Below are 18,851 nucleotides of genomic sequence, written 5' to 3' on the forward strand. Positions count from 1 at the left end.
CGTCTTCCCCGTCTTCCCCGTCTTCCCCGTCTTCGCGACCAGAACCGGAACCCGTAAAAACACCGCCCCCGGGCACAGCTCCGGAGCTTTTCCCGGAAGAGCGGAAACCGTCTTCCTCCATCACGCTCCCGGAAGGAACGATGGAAGAGAAGCTGCAATACCTCAGGGATCTGGCACAAAACTGGAAACCCGCACGGGACCTCAACTCCCTGCGGGACACGATGGTCTTCGCCACGGGCAATCCCCATACGCAGCTCATGCTGATAGGCGAAGCGCCGGGGTACTATGAAGAAGTACAGAGGGAACCCTTCGTGGGCCGGGCCGGAGAAAAGCTCGACCAGATTTTGAAAGCCATGGGGCTTTCCAGAGACATGGTTTACATTTCCAACATCGTCAAATTCCGTCCTGCCCTGCCGAACCAGAGAACCAACAACCGCGCCCCCACGCCGGAGGAAATAGAAGCCTGCCTGCCCATCATCATGCATGAAATCCAGGTCATCCAGCCGAAGATGATCATTGCCCTGGGAGGCACCGCCGCAGTCGGCCTGCTGGGGGAACAGGGCTCCGTCAGTTCCATGCGCGGCAGGTTCCACGACCTCAACGGCATTCCCGTGCGCGTCACCTACCACCCCAGCTACCTGCTGAGGTCCGACAATCCGCGGGAAAAGCGCAAGGTATGGGAAGACATGCTGGCCGTGATGGAACGCATGGGCATGCCCGTCTCCGAAAAACAGCGCGGCTACTTCCTGCCCAGGGAATGACCCCCCTGCTCCCTTTTACACATGCCGCAGCCAAACCGGAAGAACCCGGCGGCCTGCCCCTGATGCGCCTCAGCGTACCGAGCGCCATTTGCAGAAACCGCGGGAATTCCGCCGCAAGACGCCATGCGCTCCGGCTTTCATATTCCCTCCCGCGCCGTGTCCGAGCCGGGTACCATGAAGAAACGGCAAAAGCGTCCGGAACAGTCAGGCTTCCCTATCCATGGAGTTCCTCCCTTTCCGGCACTTCCCAGAACAGGGCCGCCCTCTCACGGCTTACTCCCTCCATATTCAAGTACCGTGCGCGCAGCAAGGCGGAGGAACGGTGCCCCATTTCCATCTGAAGGAGGGGAAAATCCCTGAACCATTTGGCATGGTAGGAAGCGTAAGTATGCCTCAGGACGTCCGGCCTCCATGCCCCGAACCTGCCGCCGCTCCCCCACCCCGCTTCTTTCCTGAATTGCCGCCAGCGCAGCGGCCAGCTCGGCGGGCATAAAGGCCTGCTCCCGTCCTGAACGCCATGCTCCGCCAAAAGCCGCCCGAGCACGGGCTGGACGGTAACATGGCGCGCTCCGCCCGTCTTGCTCGCCAACGGTCTTACGGAAATGACCCTTTCTTCCAAATCCACATCCCGCCACTGAAGCCGCGCCACCTCTCCCGGACGGATTCCGGCATACATCATGATCCAGACGGCAGGGGCGCAATCACGGAATCCGGGAGATTCCGCCACCCTCCTCAGGCACTTTATCTCCTCAGGCGCCAGTATGGCAATGACCTGCTCACGGAAGGAAGGGGCATCCACGCGCAGCAGGGGATTTTCCCTGCACCACCCGCGCCGCAGGGAAAGACTCAGAACTCCGCTCATCACCGCCCGCGCCTTGTAGCGCTGCCTGCCGGAAGAAAAGGCGGATTCAAGAAAACGCGAACAATGCTGCGGGGTCAGTTTTCTGACCGGAAAATTCTTTAATTCCGGGCATCTGCGCATCAACGCGCCTGTAAAGTACCTGATATCCCGCAGGGTGGCGGGGCGCCGGCCGCACTTCACTTTCAGCGTTTCATCCACGGCGGCCGCAAAGGATACCGTCTGTTCTCCGTTTTTCAATTCCTCCGCTCCCAGCTCAATGGCCTTTCTGGCGCGGCGCATGCTGCACCGGGAACCGCCGCAGCGCCGCACCAGCTCCAGAGCCAGGGTGGCCGCCTTCACCATATTCAGCCCGCTCCCTTTCAACAACATTTCCGCCGCCAAATATTCGGCGCGATTTTCGACATGTTCCCTCATTCGAGTAATGTAATTGTAAAATAATGTTTTATGCGTCACAGGATTGACAATCCTGATAGCAAGTAAAAAAACTACAATATTTCATATTTTATGGCGGTTTTAGAATTAATTCATCATGTACAAATTTCAATCTATTTGTTAGATTAAAAACATCGACGCTCCTATCCGGGAAAAAGGAAAGAGGATTTTCTAACAATATGTAAACGAGGCAAATGCATTCACGAACACAGGATTGTCAATCCTGTATGTAGGTGTTGGAAAGAAAAAGGCATTTCTATCCCTTTTCTTCCCGATGAACACAAACATACCAAATCATGAATCCTCGTTTACCACTACCTCTGCGTCGGGCTTTACTGACAGCCATGTGCGCCCTCGGCTGCCAAGCTTTCGCAACCGAATACACCGCTTCCAATCTGGAAGAATTTCAGGAAGCCTGGAACCAGCTTGCTGATGGAGATACGCTCAAGATCACCGGAACCATTGACTTCCAGGGAACGGACCTGACGGCATTGCCCGCAGACGCCCGCATCACCCTTGCCTCGGACGGCCATGGCACCGTCTCCAATTTCAACTACGGGGACATGTCCGCAGTCTCCATGCAGAATGTGAATGTAAGAGGAGAGGGCACCGTCCGGGTCGGCAGCATGACGGACGGCATGCTCAGCGGAACGGATGAAAGTGGAATCATCCTTTCCATAGAAAGCGGCTCCACCCTGGACGGCACATGGTTGTTGCTGGAAAACAACAAGCTGGTAGCGGGAGACGGCGTCTTTCTTAACGGAAACAATGTCACCACCGGACATTCCACCTCCATAGAAACAAGAATCGACCCCGAAACGGGAGCCTTCATCTCCACGGTTGTCACCAATACTCCAGGAGAAATTGCCATGGAACTGGGAAAGGATGTCCAGATCGACGAAATGGACTTGTCCATGAACGACGGCGTCCGCGGTAAAATTGTCTCCCATGGAGATATTTCCCTGTCCGATTCCACTCTCATCTCCACTGGGGCCGTCAACACGACATCCGTTTATGAAGACGAAGATTCCAAAACTCTGATCGGCAAGTCGGAATCCGTGGGAGCCACGGGGGGCATCGATTTCAGTGCCGGCGCCGTTACGATGACTGATACCGACCTGAGTACGGCAGGAGACGGCGACCTCTATACCGGCGGCGACATTCTCCTGGGAGACGGCAGCGACATTTCCGCCACGGACCGGGCGGAAATCACCACGGGAGCCCTGGTGCTCACGTCCGGCATTTCCATCCAGGACAACCAGGGCCGCTACCAGCCCGGAACCAGCATTCAGGAATCCATGGGTTTGTACGGCGACATATTCATCGGCAGCAACAGCTCCATCGAAAATTATGATCTGGATGCCGAAGGCTCCATCTTCATAGGAAATGGCGCGGAACTGAGCTCTGTCACGCTGGACGCCATTTCCGTGGAACTGGATTCCGTCTCCATCTTTGAAAAGGAAGACGGCACCCGGACCGTACACATGACCACTGCCGTGGGCGACCAAGCCACTGTCTCCATCGGCGACCATTCCACCCTGAATGACGTGGACATTTACGCAGAGGGCGGAGACATCTACATTGGCAGCAACACCACCATCACCGGGGACAACGATCTTTCCGGCAGCCAGATGGCCGACATCTGGGCGGCGGATACGGTGGGAGACATCGACGATGAAGGCGTTTCCACCCGCGGGACCATTTCCTTTGAAGGAACGCTCAAGCAGAATGCGGACGGCGACTACGTTTTGGCCTCCGGAGAATACAGCGAAGGCACCTACGGGGGCAGCATCGTCATCGGCAACAACGTCACCCTGACCATGACCACCGTCGCGGCGGAAAATACCATCACGCTGGGTGACAACGTCACCTACCAGGGAACGGAAGATGCTTCCGTCTACCACATGAGCGCCTTCAGCGACTCGGACAACAGCCTCATCCAGGCCAGCATCAGGAACACGGATGAAAACGGAAACATCCTCAACGGGACCGTCACCATTGCGGAGCGTGAGAACAAAATCACCACGGGCCGCAACAATACGTTCATGAACAGCACGGCTCCAGGCAGGTCCGCCGCCATGGATATTTCCAGAGGGGGAGCCCTGTATGCTCATGGAGACATCGTGATAGGAGAAAACAACCGTTTCATTGACAACTCGGCCTCCGGGTCCGGGGGCGCCGTTTTCGCCCAGAACAACATTGCCGAGACAATGACCTACGTTGACGGGGAACGGACCTCCAAACTGACCACGGAAGTTCTGGACATCGTCGTAGGCAACGGTTCCGTCTTCTCCGGCAACCGGGCCGGAGCCAACGGAGGCGCCATCGCCTCCGAACTGACGACCAACCTTGCCTGGCAGGAAGGCGACAATGTGGACGACCTCTTCGAAAACGAAGGGGCCAATATCTGGCTCGGTAAAAACACGGTTTTCACGGATAATACCGCGGGCAGCCTTGGCGGCGCCATTCACCTGATGGAAGACCGCCTTCTGCTCATCGGCTCCGGTTCCTTCTTCGACGGCAACATGGCGGGAGGTGAAGCCAATGACATTTTCGCCGAAGACGGAGCTGCCATCATAGTCAATACCGACGCGGACGCAACCACCGTCATCAACAGCGGCATTTCCGACGCCGACTATTTCACCCTGGATGACGATCCGGAATGGATCCGCGGCTCCGCCAGCCTGGTCCAGCTGGGAGGCGGCAACCTGCTCTATGGCGGCAGGGACCAGGAAGACAACGGATTCGGCGGCGACTTCCTCCAGTATTCCGGAGCCGGTTCCCTGATCGTGGGCCATGTGGCCGAAATTGACAATGAACTTGTCATGGAAGGCGCCCAACTGGGCCTTGAAGACTTGACGGACTATGAAATCAACGGCAAGGGCATCATCCTGACGGATAACTCCACCCTGGCCGGCGATACGCTGAAACTCAACGGGAATGCCGTGGTGGAAGTGGGGGAAGGCTCCTCCCTGCTGCTCAACGACATCACGTTCAACGGCAATTCCTCCGTCAAGCTCTGGCACATTGACGAAGCGGGCAATGGACGGGATCTTACCCACACGGCCTCCGGCATCTCATCCGTGGACAACGTTACCATTACCGGGGCGGATGCGGCCGGGCTGCCCCTGTTCAACTCCGCCTTCGTTTCCACAACGGCCGCCGCCAATGAGGACGGCACCATCCGGCTGTCCCAGAACATGAAAGGCGTGGCTTCTCCCATGCAAGGATATTCCGGCAACGTTTCCGGAGTGGCGGCAGGCATGGAGCAGGCCCGGATGAACGTGCGGGACGGCTCCGCCGCCCACAGGTTCTTTGAAAACCTGCTGGGAACCTCCAGCGCGGATGCCGCGGCAGCCATGATCCAGTCCGTCAGCGGAGAAACCGTGGTCAATGCGGCCTGGGCCTCCAATGACGCCCTCAAGGGCTTTGCGTCCCTCGTCCGGACGCAGGGGGCACTTTCCGCAGCCCAGGGCCTGAACGCCCCGGCTGCCAGGCCCGTGCAGGCCGTGGATGCCAAGGGTTCCCCCATCGCCATGGCTCCCGTGGCCTCCGGCCGCGGTTCCGTATGGGTTGGCGGACTGGGCTCCTGGACGGACCAGAACGCTCGCCACGGCATTGACGGGTACAAGTACGATGCGGGCGGCTATGCCGTCGGCGCGGACTTCAAGCTCTCCTCTTCCGCCCTGGCGGGAGTGGCCGTCGGCCAGTCCTTCGGCACTTTCCAGGACAAGGGAGGCTTCTCCAGTTATGATGCGGATTCCTTCATGGCTATGGCCTACGGCCGCTATACTCCCTCCCGGAACAAGAAACTGACCCTGGACGGATACGCCGCCTTCGGCACCACCTCCTTTGACGGAAACGCCCGCGTAGCGGATACCTCCGCCCATGGGGAGTTTGACGCGGACTCCTTCGGAGCGGCCGTTTACGCCACCTGGACGGAAGAGCTGGCGAACAAGCTGGTCATCGCACCCTTTGCCGGGCTGGAATTCATGACCGGGAAGACGGACAGCTTCACTGAAAGCGGCGACCTGGCGCGCACCTTCAGCGGAGCCCGCGCCCAGAACTGGACTTTGCCCGTAGGCATTACCGTGTCCCGCACCTTTGCCGCAGGTACCAAAACCACGCTGACACCCGGAATCACGGTGGCCGTGGCGCAGGACCTCAGCCGCATCAATCCCAAGGGCACGGTCGGCAGCAATCTGGGTTCCTGGACGGCATGCGGCGTCAACAAGGGACGCACGGCCCTGCGAGTCAACGCAGGAGTCAGCGCCACCTTCGGCAGCCGCTGGGGCGCCCGCATCGGGTACTCCCTGGAAAGCCGCGCCGGCCTGACAGCCCAGGGTATCAACGGTTCCGTCAGCTACTCGTTCTAACGGAAAGCCGTTCCCGCCTTCCCGGTCTGCTACCCGGCCGGGAAGGCAATTTTTTACTTCGACAAATTCTTTCTTATGCACTCATTGATTTCAATCTCCTCCGCCATTCTTCTGGGATGCGCATGTTTGCAGGCTTCCTGCGGCGGCGGTTCCGGCAAATCGGACTCATCCGCCGTAGCCCCTCCTCAGGCGCTGGAAACAGACAGCACCATCGTGATGACGGACGGCCATGGCGTATCCTACAAAATCACCTCGTCCAGTACCCTGGAAACGGGTGACGGCATCTTCTCCGGAACATACACCTATGCGCCCGGCGCCGCTTCCGCCCGGTTTTCCATGACACTGACCGAGAAAGACCGCGAACATCCCCGGACCGTTAAAAGTTCCGGAGAAATGACCTTTACCTCCGCCACGGAAGGAACCTACAGGGTAACAGACTATGATTCCTCCGCCATGTCCCCGGTAGGTCTGAGCGGCCCCTTCAGAATCACCAGGTAATGCATGCTTTTTCGGTATTATGTTGATAGCGGAGCCGCTCCCCCTGGAAGGGAGCGGCTCTCTTTTTGAGGGAAACTCCGTGAAAAAACAAAGCCGGACGGAAATGAAAAGCCGCTTTCCCCGGAGGAGGAAAGCGGCCGAAAATAAAACGGATGGCATTTATTCGCCGCTCTGGAGAACGGCGCCGCGGCTGGCGTTGGTGGCCAGCTTGCGGTAACGGCTGAGCCAGGAGGAGGAAACCTTGTTGTACGTGGGCTTCCACTCCGCACGGCGGCGTGCGATCTCATCCTCCGTCAGACAGGCGTTCAGCGTGCGGTCCGGAATGGAATACTCAATGATATCCCCGTCCTTCAGCAGGCCGATGAGGCCGCCTTCCGCAGCTTCCGGGGAGATATGGCCGATGCAGGCGCCGTGCGTGGCTCCGGAAAAACGGCCGTCCGTGATGAGCGCCACTTCCGCGCCCAGGCCCTGCCCCATGATGTAGGAGGTGGGCGCCAGCATTTCCTGCATGCCGGGGCCGCCCTTGGGCCCTTCATTGCGAATGACGACCACGTCGCCGGACTTCACCTTCCCGGCAAGGATGCCTTCACAGGCGTCTTCCTGGGACTCGAAAATCACGGCAGGCCCGCGGAAGCTCATCATGTCCGGGTGCACCCCGGCCTTTTTCACAACCGCGCCTTCTTCCGCCAGATTACCGAACAGGATGGCCAGGCCGCCGTCTTTGGAATAGGCGTTTTCCAGCGGATGAATCACGGTTTCATCCGTAATTCCGCATCCTTCCACGGTTTCTCCCAGTGTCTTGCCGCTGACGGTCATGGCATCCAGATGGAGGGAGCCGGGAATCCTGGCGATCTCATGGATGATGGCGCTCACGCCGCCGGCGCGCAACACGTCCTGCATATGGAAGCGGGAGGAAGGCGCCACCTTGCAAATGTTCGGAGTGCGGCGGGAAATGTCGTTGATGCGCTGGAGGTCATACTCAACGCCCGCTTCCCGGGCGATGGCCAGCGTGTGAAGCACGGTATTGGAACTGCCGCCCATGGCCATGTCGATCGCAAAGGCGTTGTCAATGGCGTCACGGGTCACGATGTCCCTCGGCAGGGGGCCGTCCGCCTTCGCCATTTCCACGGCGCGGCGCGCGGTCTGCTTCCAGAACTCCTTGCGTTCCTCGGACGTCGCCAGCAGGGAGCCGTTGCCGGGGAGGGCCAGCCCGATCACCTCGCTCAGGCAATTCATGGAATTGGCCGTGAACATGCCGGAACAGGAACCTGCGCCCGGACACGCGCGGCATTCCAGGGAATGAAGTTCCGCTTCATTGATCTTGCCCGCCTTGAAACGGGCCACGGCTTCAAACACGCTGTTCAGGTCCAGCACGGCGCCGTCTTCCGCCATGCCCGCTGCCATCGGGCCGCCGCTGCAGAAAATGGTGGGTATATTGCAGCGCAGGGCGCCCATGATCATGCCGGGAACGATTTTGTCGCAATTCGGGATGCAGATCATGGCATCAAACGCATGGGCGCTGAGCATCGTCTCCACGCTGTCCGCAATCAGTTCGCGGCTGGCCAGGGAAAACTTCATGCCGCCGTGCCCCATGGCGATGCCGTCACAGACGCCGGGCAGGTTGAATTCCACGGGGGTTCCCCCCGCCTTGCGCACTTCCTCCTTGATCAGCGCGGCTACCTTGTTCAGATGGACATGGCCCGGAATCACTTCATTGAAAGAATTGCAAATGGCGATGAACGGACGGCTCAAATCCTCATCCGTCATCCCCGTGGCGCGCATCAGACTGCGGTGCGGCGCACGCTCGAAACCTGCTTTAACTTTATCGCTTCGCATGGCAATATACTATGGTGCAGAGCAAGTGTACCACATGACGGCGGGAAGAGAAGTTGAATCTAGGCCAGTCTTGCAAAACGGAAGCGCTTCCGTTACAATCCCTTCACGGAAGGGGCGGGAGCCGCGCCCCGATCCCCGTCCGCGGCAGGGAAATGTGAACAAATCGTCACACCTATTCTCAAGACACGGCAGCGCCTTCATCCTAAAAAACAGTCATGGCAACCATCCTTATCGCTGAAGACGATCACGCCATTTCGGACCTCGTCGCCTACAACCTGGAACGTGCCGGACACGCCCCCCTGGCGGCCTACGACGGCCTGACGGCCCTGGAAGTGGCCCGCAGGGACAGGCCGGACCTCATCCTGCTGGACCAGATGATGCCGGGCATGGACGGGCACGGCGTGCTCCGGGAACTGCGCCGCGACAGCCGCACCCAGGGCATTCCCGTCATCTTCCTGACTGCCAAGGCACAGGCGGAAGACCGCATTCAGGGACTGGAACTGGGAGCGGACGACTATGTGACCAAACCGTTCAGTCCCAAGGAGCTTGTTCTGCGCGTGGGCAGCGTGCTGAAGCGGTGCGAGCACACGCCGGGCAGCGTCATCGCGGAGTACGGCCCCTTCACTTTTGACAAAAACGCCCTGAAATTCTACATCGACAAGGAAGAAGTGGACCTGACGGCCACGGAATTCAAGCTCATGGTGTACATGATCGAGCGCGAGGGGCAGACCCTGAACCGCAACGACCTGCTCAGCTGCGTGTGGGGATACAGCCACCAGGCCCAGAGCCGCACATTGGACACGCACATGAAGCGGCTGCGCCAGAAGCTGGCCCCGTATGCGGACTGCATTGAAACCGTCCGCAGCATCGGCTACCGCTTCCTCCTGCCCGGACGCCGTCTTCCGCAGGAGCCTGCCTAACGCCTTCACGCCATGTCGGCCGTTGACTACATCCTCATCCTTCTGCTGCTGGCCTCCCTGTACCTGAACTGGCACCTGGTGCAGACATGCCGGTCAGCCATGAAAGCCAGGAAAAAGGCCCTGAGGGACGCCCAGCGCCTGTTGAAACGCGGGGAAGAGGCCCAGGAACAGGCCATTGCGGACAAACGGCGCTTTCTGGAAGCGCTGGGGGAGGCCTTCCTGCTCATCGGCCCTGCCGGGCACATCGTGCTGGCCAATACGCTGGCGCGCGAACTCTTTCAGGAAGAACGCCTGGAAGGCCGCAAAGTCGGTTCCCTGGTGTGCAACCAGGAACTTCTGGGCCACGTGCAGGAAGCCTTTGACACGGACGGTCCCGTCGCCAAGGAATTCACCCTCAGCGCCATCAACTCCCCCGGCGGAGTGCAGAACGGCATCACGGCATGGCACCTGGACAGCGCCATCACGGATACCCCTATCAGGGAAAAGCGCATCCTGCTGCGCAACGTCACGCAGAACTACCTCACCAACCAGATGAGGAGGGACTTCGTGGCCAACGCCTCCCACGAACTGCGCACGCCTCTCACCATCATTGTGGGATACCTGGAAAACCTGATGGAAGACGAGCTCCTCGAGGAAAGCCCGGCCCTGGCCCGCAAATTCATCGGCATCATGCACCAGAACAGCCAGCGGCTCATGAACATCATTGAAGACATGCTCATGATCTCCAAGCTGGAATCCGGCCACAAGGCCATCCTGAAAGAGCAGTGGTTCCGCATCACCTCCTGCGCGGACGATGTCTTTTCCCGCCTGGACTCCATCCGGGAGAAAAAACAGGCTGCCCTGCACATGGACATCCCCGCGGAATGGGAACTGTACGGAGACCCCTTCTACTGGACGCAAATCCTGTTCAACCTGGTGGAAAACGCCCTCAAGCAGAACACGGAGCCGGGCCTTTCCGTCACCGTGGCCGCCTCCCTGGCGCCGGACGCCTGCGTCATCACCGTGACGGACACGGGCGTGGGCATTCCCGCGGAAAGCCTCCCCTTCCTTTTCAACCGTTTCTACCGGGTGGAAACCCATCACTCCTCGGAAATCAAGGGAACGGGACTGGGCCTCTCCATCGTCAAACGCGCCGTGGAAGCCCATGACGGAACCATCACCGTCACCAGCGTTCCCCACCAGAAAACTGCCTTCACCATCACCATTCCGCTGAAACGGTTCCGGAAAGGAAAAGAGGCATAAGATTCCGATGTGACGCAACCAGACATGATTACTGTTGAATCCGGGAGAAGAAACATACTCTCCAACCCGGCGGAATGGCTTTAAGGTTCACGGAAGCGGCACGTGTTCAAGTTCTACTCTTCTACGCCAGGAAACAATTGGATGGTTTTCCACTGATGGCACTTTCTATATTCATTCATGTAGTAGGAACATCAAAGTTGGCGATCAATTTATCCCCATCTTTTTCAAATTCACCCTCTCCAAAAATTCCTTATGGAACCTCCGGATTTTCCTTCGGATCATTTTATAATCCGGATACTGTTTTTCCAAATCCTGCTGTTTCTGTACTTCTCCACAGGTTGCAGTCTTTTTTAATACACTAGTCTGTTGGCCATATAAGTTTGGGCAATCCCAAACCGCGTCGACGATGAACTAGTCCGGAAGAAACAATTCTTCCGTGCAAATGGAAAGTAGCATCGCTATTCAATATCCATTCTGAGCCTCTGCATAACGAACCAGCGCTTTTTTATCGCCCAGATGGTCAGCTGCTTTCAGCCCTATTTCCGCCATCTTCTTACGAAGAGAGGGCTTGTCGACCTCCTTCAGCCATGCAGTCAGACACGCATCGGCCCGGGCCGACAATTGCTTGTCCTTCCACAAGTCAAGCACTTGTCCATAAAACCCAAGAAACTGCAATGCCGTTTTCTCACGACTCAGCAAGTGGGGAAGCGCTTTTTCCAACACAGCGCATGTCTGCACTCTTACCTTCCGGTCCACTTTGTTCTGTTGATAAAATTTCAGCCAGTTTTTGAAAAAGCTTCTCTTGGTCTTCACTTCATAGGACAGCTTTCCCGCCATGTCCGGAATATCCTGCCGGGCCAAGGCACAGAAATTGCGCATATAGGCATCTACGGAATCCCATGATTCATTTTCCGCCAGCAATCGGGGATAGACGGCATAACCATTCGCCTTTTTCCAATCAATCCCCAGTTCCCTCTTCACAAAATATTCCCACAGGGTGGGATTACCGGGAAAAGCTTTCTTAAACTGTTCCAACAAAGCCAGCTTGTCTTTCTCTCCCAGACGTCCTTTCCTCCTCATTAAAGCCTGCCATGCGGAATAATTGGAGGAATTTCGCTTCAACGCCTCTTCCAACAATACTTCCGCTTTCTGAGAATCGGCAGCCAGAAGAGACAAATAGTAACATAAATTGGAGGAGGAGGCATTCTCCCCCTTCCAAAAACGAGGCAATTCCGTAATCGTGGAAACGGCACCCTTCCACGGCCCCCCGGAACCGCCCTCCGACCATATCCATCCATAAATATTATTCCCTATTTTCCATTCTCCATCCATTCCCTTCCACACAAAAACGCAATGCCCCGGCTGGCCGATCGTGTAGGAAGGAATTCCCTTTGCCTTCACAAACCCGGCAGCCCCTTTGGAAACGGCACCGCATACTCCCCCATACTCCACGTAAATCTGCAAAGAAACAGGTTTATGATCGTAAAACGCTCCACCGGCATGTACGCTGACCCCTTGTTTGTTCTTCATCCGGTAGGGAATAAAAGAACAAGCCGCATACCCGGCATTCTGAGCTTTAAAAGTTTTTTTCCGGGACGAATATTCCTGAGCCCAGGCAAGTTCTTCAATACTTTCCCTGCCCTGAAAAAGAATGCCAAACTCCCACGGCTCCAGTGTAATGAACTGCGGAAACAATTTCTTTTCCGCAAAAGACTTTTTGTAAAAATCATACCGCGCTTCGCACTCCTCCGGTTCCCGGGACGAGGAAGCCAGCGCCGCGCCCAATGCCATGTTGAAACCGACCCCGGCAAGTTCTTTCCCTTCCTTCACCCAGATATTTCTCAATACAGCCAGCGTATCCTTTCCCGATGCCCTGGCAAACGCCAATTTTTCAAACGCCTCCGGATGATCCAGCAGCCATTTCACGAATTCCCTGTCCTTCAATTCATGAAGGATATAAGTCCTCTCCCTCCCGACCAACGCAAAGAAATGGGCCATATAGCAAGCCTGCGCCAACTCCGGGTCCTTCAACAAGGATTCTACGGAAAACGTTTTTTCCGCCTCCAGTTTCTTTTGAACATATTCCCGGCACAGCCCGGCAATATTCCGCACATCTCCACCCTCCATCTGCCATGCCAGACGCTGAAGAGGCAAGCTGCCTGCCTGCAATGTCCATGAAAAAATCAGGAATAATAATAAAAAATTAAACATATTTAATCTTTATGTGACAATAACATTCCCAATATTTTTACAAGAATATTACCGTACTGCTTCCGGGGTTTCGTATGATTCAATATTTTTTTTCAACGCTTTGTCGATGATTTCAGCCAAAGGCAACACGGACATTTTCATGTTCTCACTCTTCAACATCACTGCTGTATTGCCACGCACAAAACAAATCCACGCATTCTCCGAATCGGCCACCGGCATCCCCAATTCATTCAAAATCGGCTTTACACAAAGATCATAATCCCCCACGAGTCCCGGATGCACGCGGGTCATGCCGGCGATCCGGTCCACATCAACACGCTGCCCGTATTGATTACACTGCATCGCAAAAAGGGAGCACAACGCTTCTGCTCGGGATCCCAAATGGGCTATCATGTAATGTACAATGTATTCCTGATCTTCCAGTTTTATCGTAAACTTTCCACTGATTCCGTTAGTATGCGTCTCATCGTTCCGGGCATTTGGTTCAAAAGGAACATCCATATTTTTCCGAATCCAGGCCAGTGTTCCTATGCCGTTGTTGATGTTTGGAAAGATCTCTCTTTTTTCCTTTGCATTGGCTTGACGGATGATTTCCATCGTATTTAATTTTCTGATCAATTTTGAACCTCTCCCGTTTATGCCATCACAAATCCCCGGAGCCATTTTCGATTTGGCTTCTCTTTTCAAAAGACTCATCTGGATGGACCTTTTCCGGGGACCGAGTTTGCTTATCGCTTCAAGATGACGCGCTCGAGTCGGGAAAAATCCAAATTTCCTCTTTCCAGCCAGGGCATCCAATATTTCTCCTGTCAACTGAATAGCTTCCTCATTCGTCAATTTTAGAGAGGAAAAAGGATCTATCCATAACGAGTAGCCATCTCTCTCCACAGAATAAAGACTTCTGGGAACCATATCCTTCCTGACAAGCATCGTTGAGCCGTTTTCATGTATCTGATAGATGAACAGCCCATGGTGTACATGCGGCATACGACTCGCCATCTCCATGAAATTCTTCATCGTTACCTGTCGGCTGTATATTCTGTCAGGAGAATAAAAAATAGTGAATTTCATGTATACTTCACCGAACGAATCTACGACGCTCCACATTTTATCTCCTTTGTTCCCCACGATATAATAGTTAAGAGAGGAGCGTAATCCAAAAATATCCCCCGTATGCGGCGGTTTTTCTACAGATTCTTTTTCATCTCTATCAATCTCCTCATATAAATTCCCAAGGCTGATTTTTCTTTCTTCAGGAGAGATATCCAGCGAAACCTTTTCCCATTCCATGCCAGGTTCAATTCTCCAGGCTACCTTGTTCAGATAGTAATTCTTCAAGGCAAAAGGAGGGTCTGGCTTTAACGTTGATTGCCCATATACATCCTGACAGAATATAGATAGAAATGCTATCACACATAGGCAGAAACGACTAGCTGGATACATGGAATTCATCATCATTATTACATCTATTTAAATTCAAAGCTTCGGAGGTCTGGATCAGTGAAATCACTTCGTTTTCCGTCCTTTAGTTTTTGATCAATATAGTCATTTTCATTCATATTTGTTGGACCGCCTCCATTCGGAACAGGATCATGAACATGACTTTCAAAAATACAATAAGCGTGTCCATCCCACCAAGTCTTGTCCTCCAATTGACCCGTGACAGGGTTACGAACCTGGCCTGTCTCCTTCCAATTTACACCTTTGGTGATAACGCCTCCATTTCCCAATACACCGGCTGCATATTCCATCAATCCAGCGGCCTCTATACAAATAATCTCTGCCTTACTATTGCAAAAAGCATCTACCATCTTGCTTATGGACAACGGCATGGGAGATTGCTGCTGATCTATATAAAGAGAAGTCCGTTTATTTTCCTTGGGATTCCAGCCATCATGATATGTTGAACTCTTAGAGATTCCCCCACTCAATTTCTCCATCAATTCGTTATTGTTTTCAGCGCCCCCAATTTCCCATTTGTCAAATGCCGCTTTCAGTAAATTTTTCCACGGTTTGTCCTGACTATTTCCTTCATTCAATAATACATAATAGGAAATATCCATTTTTTCTTCCAGTGATAATTCCACATCATATATTTTAAATTTCCATACATTCTGGTCAAATGGGTCCTCAGGCCCACGGTGGCATTTTTGTGGAGGAACTTTTTTTCCTTCTACCGTATCTCTAGCCTTCCCCCCTTTGACGGAAAATTCTTTTTTTTCCGTTTCCAATATGTTTCCTTCACACCACGCCACCAAGGTTTCTATGGTTTGCGGCAAAACTTCAAATTCAGGGATGTAAGAGATTTTTCTACCTGCATAAAAACCTATTGGAGGTTGCTCTTTTTCCCCATTTTCGTCATCTTTAATAAATTCAGGGGTTGATACTGGCTTCCCTCGGAATGTATCCAATATTTTGAAGCCGCTTCCCCCTCCCGTTTCACTAAATACGGCTGATTTCAATGTTATCTTGGGAGCAATGGCTTTCTGTTTGGCTTGTCCAGAAATACGTATTTTCTTCCCTCCCACAATAATTGTGTGAACTTTAACCTCAACTTCAAATTCATTTCCCCATGTTTTCTCAGTTGTTTCAAATTTTGCAATCTCCTTATTTTCATCCCGAATATCAACATCTCCTCCAGATTTCCATTCATACGTTCTCTGTGGAGGCCTGATCCTTTCTTCATATCCGGAATTGTTGGGTTTGAATTGTGTTATCGCCTTCAATGAAAAATTTTCTGTTGATGAATCATTTTCGCATCGTCCCACAATTAAGGTTTCCCCATCCGGCGTCATTTGAGACTCACCAAGTTCTTCAGGAACTATCTTTACCTTAAATTCATATATTCCATCTGCACCAAAAACTTGTGCAGAAAATAAACAGCATGTCAGCGGCAATAATTGTCTCAAAGTCATTTTTAATGTTCTTTTAACCATTTTTTCATTTCTTCAATGCTCACTTCCGGCTTAACTGCAGAATCGGCACGGTACTGCTTCCAATCAATGTTATTTCTTTGCATTTTTTCCACTTCTTCAATGGAAAAAGGAATCGTAGTCTCAGGTGCATAATGGGACCATTCATTTGAACGATAGAAGACGAAACAATCCTGCAGGCTCTCCCACGCGTTCTCCATCTGCCTTTTAAAATAATTTTTATCCCTGTCATTCCATATCTTCAAATGCCAGCGCCAGTTCATTTTAACATGATCCAAACCATCCAAAGTCAACAAATTGCGATAAATATAAATTCCTTGCCTCCGGCTCTCCCAAATTTCAAGAAGGTTTTTCCTGGCCACATCCTGGCTTGCCGCCCAGCTTGCTAATAGAGTTTCAGGCAACTTGTGCAAATCCTGTTCTTTCAAAGAAGGTGGATAAGGAGCCTTTAAACCGTAGGGGACAGACATCTTCCCAACGCTATTATAACGTATCCAAGCTTTTTTTGTTTCATCCAGAGAAGAAAGAAAAATACCGTTGATCGTTGTATTGACGGAATAATTCCTAACCAGTCGGATGTAATAACATCCTTTTCCATCCAGAATAAAATTCTTGTAAACTCCGCCTCCTGAAAAGGACTTAACACGGCCCCTGGCCTGGACGGGCATACTGCTGGTTGTAGTCAAAGCCTCCATCAAATACTGAAGAGGATTCCGGCCTTTCTCCAACTTCGCGTTTCCTGTAGCCATATCCAGGTTGAAATCCGAAGTCATTTTGCGTACTTCAATGAGATAATCCCGCATCCCATTGCGGAGATCGTACTCCGCAAGCGGAGTGGGATCATAAAAATAAAGAGATAAAAGGTGTCTCCCTTCGGGAACAGTAACAATGGCGCCCAAATCGGGACCATCAAAGGTGGAAGGATAATCTTCCCCACCATCTCCCCATGAAGCCAGCGTTCTTGTAGTACTCTCCGGACAGTACAGAATGCTACGCATTCCGGGTTCATTTATATAAGTAACAGCACCTTTCAACCATGTTGCGTTTGCATGCGGCCCCCGGACCGGCAAGCATCCATAGGACGGATCAAAAGAATACTCTATATCACCTATAGGAGAATTAGCCGCACACAACAGGGCGTACCCCTGTCCGTAACGCCCGCACCAATCTCCCTGCGTGGCCCAATCCTCATACCAGTAGCAGGTATCGAATTTTTCTTCTGGAGACAGACTCGTGCGACCGGCAGGCAGACTTGCCATCTGCCGCATTGCCGGGAGAAGCGGTAGGCGCGGATGATCCGCGGAGGTTGTCCTCCCAGATGCCGGTGAAGGTCTCACGGCCGTTTTCCCTGCCTTGACCAAACCGTGTCCGTATGTTCCCGCATACAATTCTCCACCCGGCAACACTACGAAGCAGGTCGTATAAATAGGGGCCTTTTCTTCTACTTCTTTCTTTAAATCCACTTCACGAATCGTCAGGGACGGTGTCCGGACAAAACAGGCTCCCGATTCACGGAATCCAACCCACATTCCTCCGGGAACCGGATAAAAACAAGTGACGTAGTCTTCCGGTAGCAACGAGGAATCAGATAAAGAACCCGCTCTCCTGTTTTTGCGCTTGTCCCCTGTGTCCAGCCAGAGGCCAGCATTTTTTCTTTCATAGTCACGACCTCTTAAAAAATTCCAGTCACGCAGGCTCCTTCCATAGCCAAGACCGGCAATCGTTCCCACCCAGACAGATCCACCTGCTGCGCAAACGGCATTACTAAAGTTGGAAGGCAGTCCTTTTCCACGCGCTTCCACAGGTTGGCGAATACGCTGCTCCTTATCCCAATAAAACTTTGTCTGTACCATTTTCCAATACGAATATCGGGAAGCAGGGGATGCATACCCTATGCCGTTTGTCAAAAAAGCAGCCCACAGCCCACCCTGCTCATTGAAGGACAATGATACGATCTGATCCTCCGGCAAGCCGTTGGCACGTGTGAAGTCCTTCCATTCTTCCGTTTCAGCGAAATAAATGGTCAATCCTCCGGACGTAGCTATGGCTACATCACCATTCACGGGAGATACCGCCAGAGCCGAAACACGCTCACCCAGCAAGGCATTGTCCTGATTATACTGCATCCAGCTTTCTCCATTCCAGACGGCCACGCCCTGATTATCCGTACCGGCCCAAATACGCCCCTGCCGGTCTTCCACCAAAGAAAGAAAATTGACCGTCCCCGGCAGACCATTTCCCTTTTGTTTTTCCCAATGATCCGAATCATGAGAAAGTTTCAACAGTCCTTCCCCCTCCGTCGCCACCCACAGATCTCCTGACCTGCTGTACAGCGCGGCCACAACAAAAGCATTGGGACACGGCGGAATATCCCTCCCTAAAGCAACCGCTGGCAAGTAACAAAAACACAAGGCTCCGGCAAAGACAGATGTTGTTATTTTTTTACTTATTAGATACACATTCTACTTATTGCAAATAAATCCTAAATGTCAATACATATACTTTAAATTAGCAAAATAAAATCAAATTGTTGCCGTGAAGCCATCCAAAAAAACGGCGTCCTTCCGTGATACGGAGGACGCCGGGATTTTCCGGAAATCGGATTGACTGCCAGTTTGAGCAGCGAAGCGCACAAACCTTAGGACTTGTAACGCAAACGCTTCTTGTGACGGTTCTGACGCATGCGCTTGCTGCGCTTATGCTTGTTGATTTTTGCTTTACGGCGTTTTTTGAGCGATCCCATGATTGTGGTTCGTTTGTTGTTTTACTGTGGTGAGAAA

Annotated in this window: 13 protein-coding genes; 6 read left to right on the forward strand and 7 right to left on the reverse strand. The window is 53.4% G+C overall.

The features are described 5' to 3' along the window. Nucleotides 1–761 (forward strand): uracil-DNA glycosylase (locus HMPREF3039_RS00105; protein ID WP_067570735.1); only part of this gene is annotated, 761 nt, incomplete at its 5' end. Between the two features lie 214 nt (nt 762–975). On the opposite strand, the gene HMPREF3039_RS00110 is transcribed toward HMPREF3039_RS00105, so the two are convergent. Next, a complete protein-coding gene (locus HMPREF3039_RS00110; protein WP_067570560.1) occupies nt 976–2,037 on the reverse strand; it encodes a tyrosine-type recombinase/integrase in 1,062 nt (353 codons plus the stop codon). A gap of 314 nt (nt 2,038–2,351) precedes the next feature. Here HMPREF3039_RS00110 and HMPREF3039_RS00115 point away from each other — a divergent pair, with 314 nt between their 5' ends. Both HMPREF3039_RS00115 and HMPREF3039_RS00120 read left to right on the forward strand, forming a co-directional pair. After that, nucleotides 2,352–6,431, forward strand: a complete 4,080-nt coding sequence (locus HMPREF3039_RS00115; RefSeq protein ID WP_082770026.1) for an autotransporter outer membrane beta-barrel domain-containing protein — start codon at nt 2,352–2,354, stop codon at nt 6,429–6,431. 75 nt (nt 6,432–6,506) lie between these two features. Continuing rightward, on the forward strand, nt 6,507–6,929 hold the full coding sequence (locus HMPREF3039_RS00120) for a hypothetical protein (protein WP_067981690.1): 423 nt from the start codon (nt 6,507–6,509) through the stop codon (nt 6,927–6,929). A gap of 159 nt (nt 6,930–7,088) precedes the next feature. Here the strand turns inward: HMPREF3039_RS00120 and ilvD are convergent, their stop codons facing one another. After that, on the reverse strand, nt 7,089–8,765 hold the full coding sequence (ilvD, locus tag HMPREF3039_RS00130; protein WP_067570568.1) for a dihydroxy-acid dehydratase: 1,677 nt from the start codon (nt 8,763–8,765) through the stop codon (nt 7,089–7,091). Between the two features lie 215 nt (nt 8,766–8,980). Between ilvD and HMPREF3039_RS00135 the strand changes: the two genes are divergently transcribed. Continuing rightward, nucleotides 8,981–9,685, forward strand: coding sequence for a response regulator transcription factor (locus tag HMPREF3039_RS00135; RefSeq protein WP_067570570.1), 705 nt, complete (start codon nt 8,981–8,983; stop codon nt 9,683–9,685). A gap of 12 nt (nt 9,686–9,697) precedes the next feature. Then, complete coding sequence (locus HMPREF3039_RS00140; protein WP_067570572.1) at nt 9,698–10,927, forward strand: sensor histidine kinase; 1,230 nt, start codon at nt 9,698–9,700, stop codon at nt 10,925–10,927. A gap of 462 nt (nt 10,928–11,389) precedes the next feature. Here the strand turns inward: HMPREF3039_RS00140 and HMPREF3039_RS14240 are convergent, their stop codons facing one another. Then, nucleotides 11,390–12,103, reverse strand: coding sequence for a hypothetical protein (locus tag HMPREF3039_RS14240; RefSeq protein WP_156506021.1), 714 nt, complete (start codon nt 12,101–12,103; stop codon nt 11,390–11,392). A gap of 300 nt (nt 12,104–12,403) precedes the next feature. On the opposite strand from HMPREF3039_RS14240, the gene HMPREF3039_RS14245 reads away from it, so the two are divergent. Beyond that, nucleotides 12,404–13,105 (forward strand): hypothetical protein, encoded by a 702-nt coding sequence (locus HMPREF3039_RS14245; protein ID WP_156506022.1) that lies wholly within the window; start codon nt 12,404–12,406, stop codon nt 13,103–13,105. Between the two features lie 81 nt (nt 13,106–13,186). On the opposite strand, the gene HMPREF3039_RS00150 is transcribed toward HMPREF3039_RS14245, so the two are convergent. The 4 genes from HMPREF3039_RS00150 to HMPREF3039_RS14550 form a co-directional block, all read right to left on the reverse strand. After that, on the reverse strand, nt 13,187–14,476 hold the full coding sequence (locus HMPREF3039_RS00150; protein WP_067570576.1) for a hypothetical protein: 1,290 nt from the start codon (nt 14,474–14,476) through the stop codon (nt 13,187–13,189). A gap of 128 nt (nt 14,477–14,604) precedes the next feature. After that, nucleotides 14,605–16,074 (reverse strand): hypothetical protein, encoded by a 1,470-nt coding sequence (locus HMPREF3039_RS00155; protein WP_147549359.1) that lies wholly within the window; start codon nt 16,072–16,074, stop codon nt 14,605–14,607. Beyond that, a complete protein-coding gene (locus HMPREF3039_RS00160; protein WP_067570579.1) occupies nt 16,056–18,413 on the reverse strand; it encodes a ligand-binding sensor domain-containing protein in 2,358 nt (785 codons plus the stop codon). The genes HMPREF3039_RS00155 and HMPREF3039_RS00160 overlap by 19 nt, the downstream gene beginning before the upstream one ends. 296 nt (nt 18,414–18,709) lie before the next feature. Then, on the reverse strand, nt 18,710–18,814 hold the full coding sequence (locus HMPREF3039_RS14550) for a hypothetical protein (RefSeq protein WP_012420149.1): 105 nt from the start codon (nt 18,812–18,814) through the stop codon (nt 18,710–18,712). Between the last annotated feature and the right edge of the window lie 37 nt (nt 18,815–18,851).

The organism is Akkermansia sp. KLE1798 (genome assembly GCF_001580195.1).
Taxonomy (GTDB): Bacteria; Verrucomicrobiota; Verrucomicrobiia; order Verrucomicrobiales; family Akkermansiaceae; genus Akkermansia; species Akkermansia biwaensis.